Origin of the sequence: Blautia sp. SF-50 (assembly GCF_900101315.1) — a bacterium.
GTDB classification, from domain to species: Bacteria; Bacillota; Clostridia; order Lachnospirales; family Lachnospiraceae; genus Blautia_A; species Blautia_A fusiformis.
Map to the genome: position 1 here is coordinate 12,417 of NZ_FMUW01000012.1, position 16,128 is coordinate 28,544.

Below are 16,128 nucleotides of genomic sequence, written 5' to 3' on the forward strand. Positions count from 1 at the left end.
AAGACAGGAAAAACCGCCTGATCCAGTCAGACGGTTTGATTCCTACTATTTTTTGAGGGGGGAGATAGAGAGTGGTTTTTCATCTATCCAACACCTATTATATAGAGAAAATATGTTTAAAATATGTCGTTAATCTAAAAGAAATGGAAAATTTATAAAGAAAGTTTAAACAAACTTTATAATTTTTATATCCGGTTGCGCATGGTTTGAAAATGTGATACATTGAAAAAGTCTTGATCCTGCATTCTGCGGGATCTGTTCACGCATCGTTTCGATGCAGAAATCCATTTTATTTTATCGAAAAAAATATTGATCATGCACCATTTGCCGGGGAGGGATGCCTTTGTCTGTGGAAAAGTAAGCTTCTGTAAAAAAAACATGTGTATAAGAAATGCCAGATCAGGCAGAAATGAGGAAGAGCCATGAAAAACAGAATATGGAAACAGATGAAGAAAGCCGGAATTGTGACAGTGCTGGCAGGAGCCATGCTGGGAGGAACAATAGAACCGAAGCTGACTCTGGGAGCAGATTTTTTGCCGGGACAGGCACCGTTTATCGATCAGAGTGTGTTCTGGAAAGACATAGAATCCGGACAGGCGGAGCTTGGGATCCGGATTCGCGGCCTGAATGAATGGCTGTCCGGGAGAAGGTTTTCGGAGGATAAGGAGAAAAATGAGAAGTGGGACGATGAACTTCAGAAGATTGAAGATTCATCGGTGGAGCAGGAAGAAGAGATAGAACCGGAGCTGCCGGAGGATGACTTGCAGCAGGAAAAGGAGCCAGAGCAGGAGCTGCCGGAGGATGACTTGCAGCAGGAAGAAGAGCCAGAACAGGAACTTTCAAAGGCTGAGGATGACTTGCAGCAGGAAGAGAAGGCAGAACAGGAATTGCCGGTGGATAAGGTTGGGGAAGGAATCGGAATAGAAATGGAGGAAGGATATGAGCACGTGGAGCAGCTGGCATCCGGGGAAACAGTACAGCCGGAGGATGAAGAGCAGGAGAAAACGGGTCCGCTCACACCGGAAGGAACGTCGACCGGAGGGGAAAATGTAGGGAATGAAGAGGAAGGTGAGTCTGAGGAGACGCAAAAGCTGACGCTGGTCACGTATATTTCGGAGTATTTTGTTCCGGAAACGGATTCTGTCCCGAAAAATATGGCTGCACAGCAGATTTCTGTAAGGAGCCAGAGCGGTGAAGCTACAGAGATCACAAAGCTGGAAAGCGTGCTGAACGTGGAGCAGAACGGGCAGGATGAGATCTTTTTCCGTATCCCGCTGATCTTGCGGCAGGAATACCGTTTTCCGGCAGAGAAAAGCAGTTATCCTGTGACTCAGGAGGAACCGCTTCAGAAGGACTGTACCGGTGCGGGAACCTTTCTCATGACAGAAGAAAACGGGGAAGAGCTGGTGATCGCAGAGGGAATCTCGCCTATGCTGGACGTGGAGGCTGCTGAGGCTGATATGGAATTGTCGGTAATTGCACAGAATGAAAAAATGAAAGCAGGGCAGACCATCCGTTATCAGGTAGAGATAGCCAATACCGGAAAGCTGGATCTTGCAGATATCCGTCTGACCAGCAGCCTTTCCTGCCCTAAGATCCGGCAGCTGTGGGAAGATGCAGAAGGCCTTCTAACAGAAGGGGCTGTGGCGGAATTTGCAGAATTAAAAGCCGGAGAGAGCAGGAGCTTTTATGTACAGGCGCCGCTTCTGGATGAACAGGAAAAAGATCTGGAGCACCAGGTGGAAGCAGAGGCCAGGGTGAAGGACAGAGCGGATGAAGTGATCCGGAAGAACGCCTCCACTATAAATGGTCTGGAGGCACTGAAGGCGGATCTTTCTGTAAAGAAAACTGCAGACAAAGAAACCGCTGCACCGGGTGAGACTGTGACCTATCAGATCTGTATCGTGAATACCGGTGAAAAAACGCTTCATTCGGTTGTGGGAACGGAGCGCTTTCAGGCAGCAGGGATCCATGCACAGTTTCTGGAGCAGGAAGGTGTAACGCTCAACAGCAGCCGTACAAAGGCAATGATCCAACAGATCCCGCCGGGAGAGGCAGTTTCTCTTCAGGCTGTGGTGAAGATTCCGGGAAAAACAGCGGATCAGAAGCTTTTTAACCAGGTGACGGTCACAAGCCAGGAAACCGGAGAGCGATTGATGGAGGCCTCCGCTTCTGTCATGGTAAAAGGAGAGGTGGCTATTACGCCGGAAGAAGGGCTGCCTTTGCAGGGAGATGACCAGGGTCAGGCTTCCGGTCAGATACAGATGGCAAGAACTGCGTCCACACATCCGAAGACCGGAGATGATACCAGGAGGGATTTGTGGACGCTTCTGGCAGTGACAGCTTTGGTGACTGTGCTGGGCGGCATCTGGCTCCGGAAAAAATATGCGGATATTTATGGAAAAAGCTGATGTTACTGAGAACGGAGTGAACAGTAACAAGCTGATATTTTACAAGGCGGCCGTACCTCAAAGAAACGTTGAAAACAGGGGGGAGGTGTGCTATTCTATATGGTATGTACAGAAAATAAGAACAGTATATTTCCCACCTCCGGTGTGCTGCCCGTCAGACCGGAAAAAGGGAAGATGGAGGAGAAAAATGAATCTTTTATCCTTATTGGAACATCTTGAATACAAATGCCTTCAGGGAAGTACAGAGCAGGAGGTTTCTTCTGTTGTATATGATTCCCGCAAAGTAGAAGAAGGGAGCCTTTTTATCTGCATCAGAGGTGCGGTCGTGGATGGACATAAATTTATACCTGATGTTGTGGCAAAGGGTGCGAAGACACTCATCGTGGAAGAAGCGGTGGAGGCACCGGAGGATGTGACAGTGATCCAGGTAGAGGATACCCGTTACGCCATGGCCTTTATTTCAGCAGCATGGTTCGGACATCCGGCAGAAAAGCTCAAAACCATCGGTATCACCGGAACCAAAGGAAAAACAACTACAACCTATATGGTGAAATCGATCCTTGAGAATGCCGGATATAAGGTTGGTCTGATCGGAACCATCGAGGCTGTTATCGGGGAGAAGCATATCCCGGCAGCCAACACGACACCGGAATCCTATATGGTACAGAAATATTTTCATGATATGGTAGAAGCAGGCTGCGATGCGGTCGTTATGGAGGTTTCCTCACAGGGACTGATGCTTCACAGAACCCAGGGATTTGTGTTTGATTTTGGAATTTTCACAAATATTGAACCAGATCATATCGGACCGAATGAGCACAAGGACTTTGATGATTATCTGCACTGCAAATCCATGCTTCTCAGACAGTGTAAGGTTGGTATCGTAAATCGTGACGATGAACACTTTGACCGCATTATCGAAGGCCACACCTGTAAACTTGAAACCTATGGATTTTCCGAAAAAGCAGATCTCCGTGCAGAGGGCGCCAGACTCGTTGGAAGAAAGGGCTATCTGGGAATTTCCTATCATGTTAAGGGACTTATGGATTTTCCTGTGGAGATCGATATTCCAGGTAAGTTCAGCATTTACAATTCTCTGACTGCCATTGCCATTTGCCGCCATTTTAAGGTATCCGAGGAGAATATCATCAAAGCTCTGAAGGTGGCCAGGGTCAAAGGCCGTATTGAGATGATCAAGGTATCTGACGAATTCACACTGATGATCGATTACGCACATAATGCCATGGCGCTGGAGAGCCTTCTCGGAACACTGAAGGAATATGATCCGCACAGACTGGTATGCCTGTTTGGCTGTGGCGGAAACCGTTCCAAGCTGCGCCGTTATGAGATGGGTGAGGTTTCAGGAAAGATGGCAGATCTGACCATCATTACTTCAGATAATCCGCGAGATGAGGATCCACAGGCCATCATCGATGATATCAAGATCGGAATGGCAAAAACAGATGGAAAATATATAGAGATCCCGGATCGTAAAGAGGCGATCGCCTACGCGATCCATCACGGTGAGCCGGGAGATATCATCGTCCTTGCCGGAAAGGGCCATGAGGATTATCAGGAGATCAAGGGTAAGAAATATCCCATGGATGAGCGTGTACTGATCCGGGAGATCCTGGAAGAAGATCAGAAAGCGTAAATGGATGATCTATGCAGATGTGATCATTGATATTTCCCATGAAAAACTGGACCGGGATTTTCAGTATCGTGTACCTGAGGAACTAGTGCAGGCAATAAAACCTGGAGTTGTGGTCACAGTGCCCTTCGGAAAGGGAAATACCCTTCGGAAAGGCTATGTGACCGGGATCTCCGGAACGGCAAAATATGATGCGTCAAAGCTCAAGGAGATTCGGGGAGTGTCCACAGACAGTGAGACAACAGAATCCCGGCTGATCGCACTTGCGGCCTGGATGAAGGAGACCTATGGCTCCACCATGATCCAGGCACTGAAAACAGTTCTGCCTGTAAAAGACAAGGTCCGTGCAAAAGAGAAAAGACTGATTCTTTTTACAGGGAAAAAGGAAGAGGGGCAGGCACTTCTTGGCAAGCTGGAAGGCAGCCGCTTTAAAGCACGTGAGCGGTTCCTTCGGGCAATCCTGGAGGCCGGGAGCCTAGATTATACCTATGCCTCCAAAGAGCTTGGAGCCGGCATTTCCGTTCTTGATTTTTTTGAGAAAAAAGGTCTGATAACTATTGAAAGTCAGGAAATGTATCGCATTCCCGAGGGGCTCGGCTTGGTGAAGGAGAACATGGAACTGAGTCTGAACCAGGAACAGCTTTTGGCGGCAGAGCAGATCTTTCGGGAATGGCAGGAGCCGGACCCAAGGCCTGCACTTCTTTTCGGAGTGACCGGAAGCGGAAAGACCCAGGTTTATATGCGCCTGATCCAGGAGGTACTGGAGGAGGGAAAACAGGCAATCGTGCTGATCCCTGAGATCGCGCTTACTTATCAGACAGTCAGGCGCTTTTATGCCATGTTCGGAGATAAGGTTTCGGTTCTGAACTCCAGACTTTCCCAGGGAGAACGTTATGATCAGTTCAAAAGAGCAAAACGTGGTGAGATCCAGGTGATGGTAGGACCCAGATCTGCACTGTTCACACCGTTTTCAGATCTGGGACTGATCGTTATCGACGAAGAGCATGAACCCACCTACAAAAGTGAGAATACGCCAAGGTACCATGCACGTGAGACTGCCATTGAGAGGGCACGAATGGAACATGCCCGTGTGGTCATGGGATCAGCCACTCCGTCATTGGAAGCCTACAGTCATGCCTGTGACGGAGAATATCTTCTGGTAAAGTTAAACGCACGTTATGAGGAAAGGCCTCTTCCACAGGTATCAATCGTGGATCTTCGGGAAGAATTAAAGAAAGGAAACCGCTCGGTACTGAGTCTGGAGCTGAAGAGGGATCTGGAGCAGGTCCTTGAAAGAAGAGAACAGGCCATGCTGTTTCTGAACCGGAGAGGATATGCGGGCTTTGTTTCCTGCAGAGCCTGCGGTCACGTTATGAAATGTCCCCACTGTGATGTATCTCTAAGTGAACACAATGGCAATCGTCTGATCTGTCATTATTGCGGCTATGAGACTGTGAAACCGGAAATCTGTCCGTCCTGTGGTTCACCGCACATTGGTGGATTTAAGGCAGGAACCCAGCAGATCGAGAAGGTCATTGAAAAAGAATTCCCGAAAGCCAGGGTACTTCGAATGGATTTTGATACCACAAGGACCAAGGACAGCTATGAGAAGATCCTGGCTTCTTTTGCAAAGCATGAGGCAGATATTCTGGTGGGGACCCAGATGATCGTCAAGGGACATGATTTTCCGAATGTGACTCTGGTAGGAGTGATTGCAGCAGATCTTTCGCTGAATATGGATGACTATCACTGCGGGGAGCGTACATTCCAGCTTCTGACTCAGGCAGTTGGACGTTCCGGCAGAGGGAATCGGCCGGGGCAGGCGGTGATCCAGACATATCAGCCGGAGCATTACAGTATCCAGGCTGCGGCTATTCAGGATTATAAGAAATTTTATAAAGAAGAAATGGGGTATCGGATGCTTCTGGACTATCCGCCGGCAGCCCATATGATGACTGTTTTTGGCGCCTGCCAGGATGAAGAACTTCTGAAAAATGCCATGTATTATATAGAAGTTTTTATCCGCAGGGTAAGTCCGAAGGAAGAGCTTCACATGATCGGACCTGCAGCTGCATCGGTAGGTAAGGTAAAGGATGTTTATCGTCAGGTGATCCATCTGAAGCACAGGGATATCTGCTTTCTCACAGCAGTCAGAGAGAAGCTGGAGAAATATATAGAGATAAATTCCGGATTCCGGAAAATATACATTCAATTTGATATGAATTAAAGGAGAAAAAAATGGCACTTAGAACAATCCGTGTACAGGGGGATTCTGTACTGACAAAAAAATCCCGGACAGTAGACAAAATGACACCGAGGATCGGGGAACTGATCACAGATATGCTGGATACCATGTATGATGCAATGGGTGTTGGCCTCGCTGCACCACAGGTAGGAATCCTGAAACGTATCGTTGTCATCGATGTAGGTGAGGGCCCGATCGTGCTGATCAATCCGGAGATCCTTGAGACAAGCGGCGAGCAGACCGGTGACGAGGGATGCCTGAGCGTTCCGGGAATGGCAGGACAGGTAACACGTCCGAACTATGTGAAGGTAAAAGCACTTGATGTAAATATGGACGAACAGATCTACGAGGGAGAGGGCCTTCTGGCAAGAGCGTTCTGTCATGAGATTGACCATCTGGATGGAAAAATGTATACAGAACTTGTGGAGGGAGAACTTCACAAGGTAACTTATGATGAAGAAGACTAAAGGCGGGATACTATGAAGATTATTTATATGGGAACTCCGGACTTTGCGGTGGCGCCTCTTGCAGCACTGGCAGAGAACGGATATGAAGTGGAGGCTGTGATCACACAGCCGGACAAACCGAAGGGCAGAGGCAAAACTATGATGCCTACTCCTGTAAAAGAAGAAGCACTGAAATACGGGATCCCGGTACTGCAGCCGGTGAAGGTAAGAGATCCTGAATTTGTGGAAGAACTGAAAAATCTTGCACCGGACATCATCATTGTTGCGGCATTCGGGCAGATCATTCCAAAGAGCATCCTGGATATGCCGAGATTCGGATGTATCAATATCCATGCGTCTCTGCTTCCTAAATATCGTGGAGCTGCACCGATCCAGCAGGCGGTGATCGACGGTGAAAAAGAATCCGGTGTTACCATTATGCAGATGGGAACCGGTCTGGATACCGGTGATATGATTTCCAGGATCGTGGTTCCGCTTGCCAAAGATGAGACAGGTGGAAGCTTGTTTGATAAGCTCGCACAGGCAGGTGCAGAGCTTCTGGTACAGACTTTACCGTCCATTTTTGACGGAACTGCAACCCGCGAGAAACAGCCGGAGGAGAGTCCAACACCATATGCTGCCATGATCTCCAAAAAAATGGGGCTTCTGGATTTCAGCAAAAATGCGGAAGAACTGGAGCGTCTGGTAAGAGGCCTTGATCCATGGCCAAGCGCTTTTACCTTTATCAATGGAAAAACATTGAAGGTCTGGAAGAGCTCTGTTCTGGAAAAACAGACACAGGAAGCACCGGGAACTGTGATAGCCGCTGACAAAGGAGGAATCCAGGTAGCATGCGGCCAGAAGGTACTCGTGCTCCATGAAGTGCAGCTGGAAGGCAAAAAACGCATGGAAGCGGATGCGTTCCTTCGGGGATATCAGTTGAAACCAGGAGACATGTTCAGAGATTCCAGGGAGTGATGAGTTATGTACGGATATGGTTATTACGGATGGGGAATGGACCCCACGATTCTTTTGCTCGTGATCGGAATGCTTCTTTCTCTTGCGGCATCCGCGAAGCTGCGCAGTACCTTTGCAGTCTATAAAAAGGTCCGGAGTCATTCAGGTATCACCGGTGCGGAAGCTGCACAGAGGATCCTGAGAGCGGCTGGGATCACAGACGTACAGGTAGTTCCGATCCGCGGAAGTCTTACGGATCACTATGATCCGAGAACGAAAACGGTTTCCCTTTCAGAAGATATTTATGGAAGAAATTCTCTGGCGGCTGTGGGGGTGGCAGCACATGAATGTGGCCATGCGATCCAGGATGCGATCAATTATGCACCACTGAATATCCGTTCCGCCATTGTACCTGCCGCAAATATTGGTTCCCAGCTTTCATGGCCGCTGTTTATCGCAGGACTGATCTTTTCCATTGATCCGCTGGTAACTCTGGGAATTGTTTTGTTTTCACTGGCAGTACTGTTTCAGCTGGTGACACTTCCGGTTGAGATCAATGCGTCTTCCAGAGCGCTTAAAATGCTGGAAAGTACAGGTATCTTAGGTGCAGATGAAAAAAAGGGTGCAAGAAAAGTACTTACAGCGGCAGCGCTTACCTATGTAGCAGCTCTGGCGGCATCTATTCTGCAGCTTCTGAGACTGATTATCCTTGCAGGAGGTAGAGATCGTGATTAGCAGCGGAGTAAATACCAGAGAACTGATCCTTGAGATCCTGTTACAGATCGAGGAGGAGGGTGAGCACAGCCATATTGCGATCCGGAATGCGCTTTCCAAATATCAGTTTCTTCCGAAACAGGAACGTAGCTTTATTACAAGAGTATGTGAGGGAACCCTGGAATACAGGATCTATATTGATTATGTCATCGATTCTTTTTCCAAGGTTTCTGTAAACAAGATGAAACCGCAGATCCGTGAGATCCTGAGAAGTGCGGTATATCAGCTGAAATTTATGGACAGTGTTCCGGACAGTGCAGTATGCAATGAAGCGGTAAAGCTGGCACAGCGAAAAGGTTTTTATAATCTAAAGCCCTTTGTCAACGGGGTGCTCCGTACGATCGCAAGAGAGATCGGTGATCTGGAGCTTCCTTCCAGGGAAGAAAACGAAGTCCGTTATCTTTCTGTGAAATATTCCATGCCGGAATATCTGGTAGAAAAATGGAAAGCAGCCTACGGAGTGAAGACTACGGAGAAGATCCTGGAGGATTTTCTGACAGAAAGACCGATTACAGTACGGTGCCGTACTCATAAGGCGTCTCTGAGAGAAATCGTCACCAGTTTGAAGTCTCAGGGAGTGACAGTAGAACAGGCTCCTTATCTTCCCTATGCACTGAAGATTTCCGATTACAATCATATTTTGACACTTGAGACCTTCCTTCAGGGAAAGATCCTGGTGCAGGATGTAAGCTCTATGCTTGTAGCGGAATCTGCAAGTCCGAAAAAAGGTGACCATATCATCGACATGTGCGCTGCACCAGGTGGAAAAAGCATCCATGCGGCAGACAAAATGGGGGATTACGGAAATGTGGATGCCAGAGATGTAAGTCAGTATAAGGCAGATCTTATCAAAGAAAACATCCATAGGACCGGAGTGATCAATGTGGAAGCCAGAGTTCAGGATGCAACGGTATATGATCCGGATTCCGAACAGGTTGCGGATATTGTGATCGCGGATGTACCGTGCTCCGGTTATGGAGTTATCGGCAAGAAACCGGAAATCAAATACCGGGCAACTCCGCAGAAACAGGAAGAGATCGTAATGCTCCAGAGAATGATCCTGGATAAGGCTGCAAAGTATGTGAAACCGGATGGAACGCTGATCTTCAGCACATGTACCATTGCCCGGGAAGAAAACGAAGAAAATGTATTATGGTTTTTAAAGAATTATCCGTACCGGCTGGAAAGCCTGGATCCGTATATTCCGGAGGAACTGCACTGTAAATCCACGAAGCTTGGCTATCTGCAGCTTCTGCCGGGAATACATAAGACAGATGGATTCTTTATTGCCAGATTCAGAAGGAAATAGCAGAAAATGACAGATGTAAAATCCATGACCATGGAGGAATTGAAGGAATTCATGACAAAGATCGGTGAAAAGCCTTTCCGGGCGAAACAGATCTATGCATGGCTTCACCAGCAGCTGGTTACCTCCTGGGATGAAATGACAAATCTTTCCAAAAGCCTCAGGGAAAAGCTTTCGGCTTATCCGATCACAGCACTGACCCAGGCAGATGTAAGGATCTCAAAAATTGACGGAACCAGAAAATATCTGTTCCAGCTGGAAGATGGAAATGTGATCGAGAGTGTTCTCATGCGGTATCACCACGGAAATTCTGTGTGCATTTCTTCTCAGGTGGGTTGCCGTATGGGATGCAGATTCTGTGCATCTACCATCGGAGGACTGACCAGATGCCTGAAACCGTCCGAGATGCTGGATCAGATTTACCGTATCCAGGCAGATACCGGTGAACGTGTGGCCAATGTAGTTGTGATGGGAACCGGTGAGCCGATGGATAATTATGACAATCTTGTCCGTTTTGTCCGGATCCTTACCGACGAAAACGGTCTTGGGATCAGTCAGAGAAATGTGACGGTTTCTACCTGTGGGATCGTGCCGAAGATGTATGATCTGGCTGAAGAAAAGCTTCAGATCACTCTGGCACTTTCCCTTCATGCTCCAAATGATGAAAAACGACAGGAACTGATGCCGATCGCGAATAAGTATTCCATGGATGAGGTTCTGGATGCCTGCAGAAATTATTTTGACAAAACAGGCCGAAGGATCACCTTTGAGTACAGTCTTGTAGCCGGCGTCAACGACAGTGAAGAAGATGCGAGACAGCTGGCAGGCCGTATAAAAGGCATTAATTGCCATGTAAATCTGATTCCGGTCAATCCCATCAAGGAACGCTCCTATGTGAGGTCTACTCGACAGGCTGTGGAGAATTTCAAAATAAAACTTGAAAAATACGGAATTAATGTTACTATTAGAAGGGAAATGGGCAGCGATATCGACGGTGCCTGTGGACAGCTAAGAAAAAGTTACATGGAAAAAACAGAAAGCGAGAAGTGACATGAGGATATACTCAGCTACTGATGTAGGGCAGAAGCGGAAGATGAATCAGGATTACGTGTTTGCATCTGAAGGTCCGGTTGGAAATCTGCCTAATCTTTTCACAGTCGCGGACGGAATGGGCGGACATAACGCCGGTGACTATGCATCCTCACATGCAGTACGGATCCTTGTGGATGAAATCCGTGAAGATGCGGATTACAATCCTGTGAAGGTTATTCGTCATGCGATCGAAGCTGCGAACACGGAGATCAGAAACCGTGCGCAGGAAGACGAAAACCTCCGGGGCATGGGAACCACTATGGTGGTGGCGACTATTGTAGATCAGTATGCCTATGTAGCCAATGTGGGTGACAGCCGTTTATATGTGATCCAGGACGGAATCCGCCAGGTCACCAGAGATCATTCCCTGGTACAGGAAATGGTGAGAATGGGCGAGATCAGCGAAGCGGAAGCACGGAATCATCCGGATAAGAACATCATTACAAGGGCACTTGGCGCGGAGAAAACGGTGGATGTGGATTTCTTTGATCTGAAACTTGAAAAAGGATGTACGATCCTGATGTGTTCAGACGGTCTCAGCAATATGGTTGAAGATGAGAAGATCCAGGAGATCATATCCGATCCGGAAGCAGATATTGATCAGAAGGGCAGTGCGCTCCTTCGGGAAGCAAATCAGAATGGTGGTAAGGATAATATTGCAGTCGTACTGGTAGAGCCATTCACGAATGAGGTGGAAGCATGTTGAAGACGGGAATGATCATAGCCGAGCGCTATGAGATCGTAGGAAAAATCGGAACTGGCGGAATGGCAGATGTCTATAAGGCTATGGACCATAAGCTGAACCGTTTTGTTGCCGTGAAGGTCCTGAAACCGGAGTTTCGGGAAGACACCACGTTTATAAAGAAATTCAGAAGTGAGGCCCAGGCGGCAGCTGGTCTTACACATCCGAATATCGTCAATGTATTTGACGTAGGAGATGACGGCGGTGTTTATTACATTGTTATGGAACTGATCGAGGGTATCACTCTGAAGGAATACATCTCCAAGAAGGGAAAGCTTTCCATTAAAGAGGCTACAAGTATCGCAATCCAGGTTTCTATGGGTCTGGAGGCGGCACACAGCCATGGTATCGTTCACAGAGATGTGAAACCCCAGAATATCATTATTTCCACAGATGGTAAAGTAAAGGTGACAGACTTTGGAATTGCCAGAGCTGCATCTTCCAATACGATCAGCTCCAATGTAATGGGATCTGTACATTACAGCTCACCTGAGCAGGTGAGAGGCGGATACAGCGATGAGAAGAGCGATATCTATTCTCTTGGAATCACACTGTATGAGATGGTCACAGGAAGAGTTCCTTTTGACGGAGATACCACTGTGGCGATCGCTATCAAGCATCTGCAGGAAGAGATGGTCCCGCCAAGTGTGTATACACCGGACCTTCCGTACAGTCTGGAGCAGATCATTCTGAAATGTACACAGAAAAGTGTAGATCGTCGTTACAGCCGTATGGAGGATGTGATCGCAGACCTGAAGCATTCTCTGATCGATCCCCAGGGTGATTTTGTAAGGCTTACTACAGTTGACAACGATGCCAAGACGGTTGTGATCTCAGAAGAAGAGCTTGGTGAGATCAAACATACACCGAAGCAGATCACAAAACCGGAGATCACCGCACTTGAGGAAGAAAAATACGATGATAACGATTACGATGATGCAGAGGAAGAATACAGACCGAGATCCGAGCATAGATCCGGAAAGAAAAAGAAGCATCATGGTTCCGGAAGAGGCCTGACGATTGCGGCACTGATCGGAGGTGCAGTCCTTCTGATCGTTCTTGTGGTAGTGCTTGGACGTGCCGCAGGACTGTTTGGAACCGGCAGCAGCGGAGCTGCAGACAGCAGCAAGGCAGAAGCGAAGCAGGAATCAGCAGCTGACGGTCTGGCAACTGTTCCTGATCTTGTAGGCAAGACAGAGGAAGAGGCTAAAACACTTGCAAACGATGCACATCTGGGTGTCCAGATGGCCGGTGAGGAGGCATCCGATCAGGAAAAAGGCAGGATCTCCCGTCAGGAGACAGCTGCGGGAACACAGGTTGAAGCCAATACAACTGTGAAATACTGGGTAAGCACCGGAACAGCACAGGTTACGATCCCGGATCTGGATGGACGCACAGGAATCGATGCACAGCAGACTCTGGAAGATCTTGGACTTCAGGTAAATGTCCAGAAAGAATACAGCGACACAGATGACAACGGATATGCATTGGTAGATCCGGGATATGTTTACAATGTCGAGCCGGCAGCAGGTACTTCTGTGCAGGCAGGCTCTTCTGTGACACTGACAGTCAGCCGAGGGGTTGATTATGGCGATAATGCTGAGGTCCCGAGTGTTGTGGGAATGACCAAGGATGATGCACTTACTACTTTAGGTAAATTTATTGATATCCAGATAACAGAACAGCAGAGTACAGAAGCTGCAGGTACAGTTATCGCACAGGATCCGGAAGCCTATGCGGCAGCGGACCCGGATCAGCCGATCAGCATTACCATCAGCTCCGGTGACAAGGCTCCATCCACAGACAGCGCAGCATCTGCAGATAGTACAGCATCTGCGGACAGCACAGTATCCACAACTACATCTACAGCAGATGTCAATGCAAACACAGGCTGGAAATGTACACAGACACTGGATACCCCGTCCGGCTACAATGGAGGCGCAATCCGTCTGGAACTGATCCAGAACGTAAACGGTGAGCCTAAGGCATCCACTATCATTGATGGACAGAATATCAGCTTCCCGTATCAGCTTGATATCTCAGGTGCTGAGGGCGTTACCTCAGGAACTATCTATCTCTATGAAGAGATGGACGGAGATTATCAGCAGCTTGGAACCTACACGGTTACATTCAAGAAAGCTGAGTGATCATGCAGGGAAAGATAATCAAAGGTATTGCCGGATTCTACTACGTATATGCAGAAGACGGCAATACATATGAATGCAGAGCCAAGGGAATTTTCCGTAAGGATAAATTCAAGCCTCTGGTAGGTGACAATGTGGACATTACAGTTCTGGATGAAAAGGAACTGGAGGGAAGTGTGACGGAGATCCACAAGCGGAAGAATTCTCTGATCCGTCCGGCTGTGGCCAATGTAGATCAGGCACTGGTGATCTTTGCCATGGATAATCCGAAGCCGAACTTCATGCTTCTGGATCGTTTCCTCATTATGATGGAGAGGGAAGGTGTTCCGGCAGTCATCTGTTTTAACAAAAAAGATCTGGCAACAACGGAAGAGCTGGAATTTCTCTATGAAACATATCAGAGTTGCGGCTATCAGGTGATCCTGTCAAGTGCCCTGAAGGGAGAAGGACTCGACGAGATCGAAGAAGTGCTTCAGGGCAGGACAACTGTGGTTGCCGGCCCATCCGGCGTGGGAAAATCTTCTCTTACAAATTCCCTTCAGGAAGAAGTGGAGATGGAAACCGGTGAGATCAGCCGTAAGCTGAAACGGGGAAAACATACCACGCGCCATGCACAGATCATACCGGTGGCACAGGATACATTCCTTGTGGATACGCCGGGATTTTCCTCCTTATATATTGAAAATATGGAGGAGCAGGAACTGAAGGATTACTTTCCGGAGTTCCGAAGATATGAAGGACAGTGCCGCTTTCAGGGGTGCCGTCACATACATGAACCGGGCTGCGCTGTTAAGGAAGCCCTTGAGAACAATGAGATCAGCAGACTCCGATATGAAGATTATCTGGAGCTGCACCAGGAATTAAAAGAGAAAAGGAGATACTGAGTCATGGAATACCGATTGTGCCCGTCGATCTTATCAGCAGATTTTAACAGACTGGGAGAACAGATCAAAATTCTGGAAAAGGAAGGCGTTGAATATCTGCATATTGATGTTATGGATGGAGATTTTGTTCCCAGCATTTCTTTTGGAATGCCGGTGATCAAATCGATCCGGAAAGAATCCAACATGTTTTTCGACGTACATTTGATGGTAACAGAACCGGAAAGATATATCCGCGATTTTGTAGAATGCGGAGCAGATTCCATTACTGTACATGCGGAGGCATGTGAGGATCTGGAGCGTACACTGGAGCAGATCAGGGCAGCAGGGGTAAAGGCGGCAGTTTCGATCAAGCCATCCACACCGGTAAATGACATCAGCCATCTTCTTGAAGATGTAGATATGGTGCTGATAATGACTGTTCAGCCAGGATTTGGCGGACAGAAATACATGGACGAATGCACGGAGAAGATCCAGGAGCTTCGTGAGCTTATTGATGAAGAAGAGCTGGATGTTGATATCCAGGTAGATGGTGGTATCAATGATGATACACTGGAGACGGTTATGCGTGCCGGTGCAAACCTCATGGTCGCAGGTTCCTGGGTATTTAAGGGCGATGTGGCAGCCAATGTAAGACACATTACAGAAAAAATCCACAATATCAAAAAAGAGCTGGACTGAAAATGATCGATACAATAATAATCAGCGGGGGCAATATCCAGAATGGTTTTGCCCTCGATTTTTTAAAAAAAAGAATAGAAGAAAGCCGAGGAGAGAAAATCACTCTTGTTGCTGCAGATAAGGGGATGGAATGGTTTATGAAAAACCGGGAATTTATTCCGGATCTTGCAATTGGGGATTTTGACAGTCTTTCCGAAGAAGGCCAAAAATATATGGAAAGCCTGAAGGGACCGGAGATCATCAGGCTGAAGCCAGAGAAGGATGATTCGGATACACAGTCTGCGGTAAATCAGATGATCCGCAAGGGTGCAAAGGATATCCTGATCCTGGGAGCTACCGGCACAAGGCTGGATCATGTGCTGGCGAATCTGGGACTGCTTTCCATGGGTAAGGAACAGGGCGTTCGTATTGCGATCGCAGATCAGTGGAATTATATCACACTTGCAGAAAGCGGAACCATACTGCACAGAGAGGAGCAGTTTGGAAAATATGTTTCATTCTTTACTGTGGGAGGTGATGTGATAGGCCTCACTCTGAGGGGATTTAAGTATCCGCTGAACGGATATCATCTGACAGTAGAAGACAGTGGACTGACCGTCAGCAATGAGATTTCGGAAGAAACCGCAGAGATCCTGTATGAAAGCGGGCAGCTTCTGATGATCATGTCCAGGGACTGACAGTAACAATAAATGCCTCACAGTTGCGATTTCAGGCTGTGTATGGTAATATGGGACAGGAATGGCCTGAAAAACGGAAAGGCCTGTTTAAAGAGTATCTGAAAAATACTGTAAATAAATA

Annotated in this window: 13 protein-coding genes; all 13 read left to right on the forward strand. The window is 47.7% G+C overall.

What is annotated here, in order from left to right:
* Positions 1-422: 422 nt before the first annotated feature.
* The 13 genes from BLP57_RS09130 (at position 423) to BLP57_RS09190 (ending at position 16,007) form a co-directional block, all read left to right on the forward strand.
* The gene (locus tag BLP57_RS09130) at positions 423-2,411 is read left to right on the forward strand and encodes a DUF11 domain-containing protein (protein ID WP_092071144.1); all 1,989 of its coding nucleotides are present in this window, start codon (positions 423-425) and stop codon (positions 2,409-2,411) included.
* Positions 2,412-2,598: 187 nt separating this feature from the next.
* Positions 2,599-4,065: a UDP-N-acetylmuramoyl-L-alanyl-D-glutamate--2,6-diaminopimelate ligase gene (locus BLP57_RS09135; protein ID WP_092071147.1), complete on the forward strand. Its 1,467-nt coding sequence runs from the start codon at positions 2,599-2,601 to the stop codon at positions 4,063-4,065.
* Positions 4,066-4,069: 4 nt separating this feature from the next.
* Positions 4,070-6,289, forward strand: coding sequence for a replication restart helicase PriA (gene priA / locus BLP57_RS09140; protein ID WP_092071151.1), 2,220 nt, complete (start codon positions 4,070-4,072; stop codon positions 6,287-6,289).
* 11 nt (positions 6,290-6,300) lie between these two features.
* Positions 6,301-6,774: a peptide deformylase gene (gene def, locus BLP57_RS09145; RefSeq protein WP_022426881.1), complete on the forward strand. Its 474-nt coding sequence runs from the start codon at positions 6,301-6,303 to the stop codon at positions 6,772-6,774.
* A 12-nt stretch (positions 6,775-6,786) separates the two neighbouring features.
* A complete protein-coding gene (gene fmt / locus BLP57_RS09150) occupies positions 6,787-7,731 on the forward strand; it encodes a methionyl-tRNA formyltransferase (protein WP_092071154.1) in 945 nt (314 codons plus the stop codon).
* A 6-nt stretch (positions 7,732-7,737) separates the two neighbouring features.
* Positions 7,738-8,445 (forward strand): zinc metallopeptidase, encoded by a 708-nt coding sequence (locus tag BLP57_RS09155; RefSeq protein WP_015526118.1) that lies wholly within the window; start codon positions 7,738-7,740, stop codon positions 8,443-8,445.
* Positions 8,441-9,793, forward strand: coding sequence for a 16S rRNA (cytosine(967)-C(5))-methyltransferase RsmB (rsmB, locus tag BLP57_RS09160; protein ID WP_092071234.1), 1,353 nt, complete (start codon positions 8,441-8,443; stop codon positions 9,791-9,793). Before BLP57_RS09155 ends, rsmB begins: the two co-directional genes overlap by 5 nt.
* A 6-nt stretch (positions 9,794-9,799) precedes the next feature.
* Positions 9,800-10,840 (forward strand): 23S rRNA (adenine(2503)-C(2))-methyltransferase RlmN, encoded by a 1,041-nt coding sequence (gene rlmN, locus BLP57_RS09165; protein WP_015526117.1) that lies wholly within the window; start codon positions 9,800-9,802, stop codon positions 10,838-10,840.
* 1 nt (position 10,841) lies between these two features.
* Entirely contained in the window at positions 10,842-11,588 is a 747-nt protein-coding gene (locus BLP57_RS09170; protein ID WP_021651617.1) for a Stp1/IreP family PP2C-type Ser/Thr phosphatase, read from the forward strand.
* On the forward strand, positions 11,582-13,771 hold the full coding sequence (gene pknB, locus BLP57_RS09175; protein ID WP_092071159.1) for a Stk1 family PASTA domain-containing Ser/Thr kinase: 2,190 nt from the start codon (positions 11,582-11,584) through the stop codon (positions 13,769-13,771). The genes BLP57_RS09170 and pknB overlap by 7 nt, the downstream gene beginning before the upstream one ends.
* 2 nt (positions 13,772-13,773) lie before the next feature.
* Positions 13,774-14,652 carry a ribosome small subunit-dependent GTPase A gene (rsgA, locus tag BLP57_RS09180; protein ID WP_021651619.1) on the forward strand — a complete coding sequence of 293 codons (879 nt, stop codon included), beginning with the start codon at positions 13,774-13,776 and terminating at the stop codon, positions 14,650-14,652.
* Between the two features lie 3 nt (positions 14,653-14,655).
* Positions 14,656-15,330: a ribulose-phosphate 3-epimerase gene (gene rpe, locus BLP57_RS09185; RefSeq protein WP_015526113.1), complete on the forward strand. Its 675-nt coding sequence runs from the start codon at positions 14,656-14,658 to the stop codon at positions 15,328-15,330.
* Positions 15,331-15,332: 2 nt separating this feature from the next.
* Positions 15,333-16,007, forward strand: a complete 675-nt coding sequence (locus BLP57_RS09190; protein WP_092071162.1) for a thiamine diphosphokinase — start codon at positions 15,333-15,335, stop codon at positions 16,005-16,007.
* Positions 16,008-16,128 lie beyond the last annotated feature (121 nt).

Excerpts from the sequence above, each read along its gene's own strand:
- BLP57_RS09130 (WP_092071144.1), top strand. The coding sequence starts at position 423 with ATGAAAAACAGAATATGGAAACAGATGAAGAAAGCCGGAATTGTGACA.
- BLP57_RS09135 (WP_092071147.1), top strand. The coding sequence starts at position 2,599 with ATGAATCTTTTATCCTTATTGGAACATCTTGAATACAAATGCCTTCAG.
- priA (WP_092071151.1), top strand. The coding sequence starts at position 4,070 with ATGATCTATGCAGATGTGATCATTGATATTTCCCATGAAAAACTGGAC.
- def (WP_022426881.1), top strand. The coding sequence starts at position 6,301 with ATGGCACTTAGAACAATCCGTGTACAGGGGGATTCTGTACTGACAAAA.
- fmt (WP_092071154.1), top strand. The coding sequence starts at position 6,787 with ATGAAGATTATTTATATGGGAACTCCGGACTTTGCGGTGGCGCCTCTT.
- BLP57_RS09155 (WP_015526118.1), top strand. The coding sequence starts at position 7,738 with ATGTACGGATATGGTTATTACGGATGGGGAATGGACCCCACGATTCTT.
- rlmN (WP_015526117.1), top strand. The coding sequence starts at position 9,800 with ATGACAGATGTAAAATCCATGACCATGGAGGAATTGAAGGAATTCATG.
- BLP57_RS09170 (WP_021651617.1), top strand. The coding sequence starts at position 10,842 with ATGAGGATATACTCAGCTACTGATGTAGGGCAGAAGCGGAAGATGAAT.
- pknB (WP_092071159.1), top strand. The coding sequence starts at position 11,582 with ATGTTGAAGACGGGAATGATCATAGCCGAGCGCTATGAGATCGTAGGA.
- rsgA (WP_021651619.1), top strand. The coding sequence starts at position 13,774 with ATGCAGGGAAAGATAATCAAAGGTATTGCCGGATTCTACTACGTATAT.
- rpe (WP_015526113.1), top strand. The coding sequence starts at position 14,656 with ATGGAATACCGATTGTGCCCGTCGATCTTATCAGCAGATTTTAACAGA.
- BLP57_RS09190 (WP_092071162.1), top strand. The coding sequence starts at position 15,333 with ATGATCGATACAATAATAATCAGCGGGGGCAATATCCAGAATGGTTTT.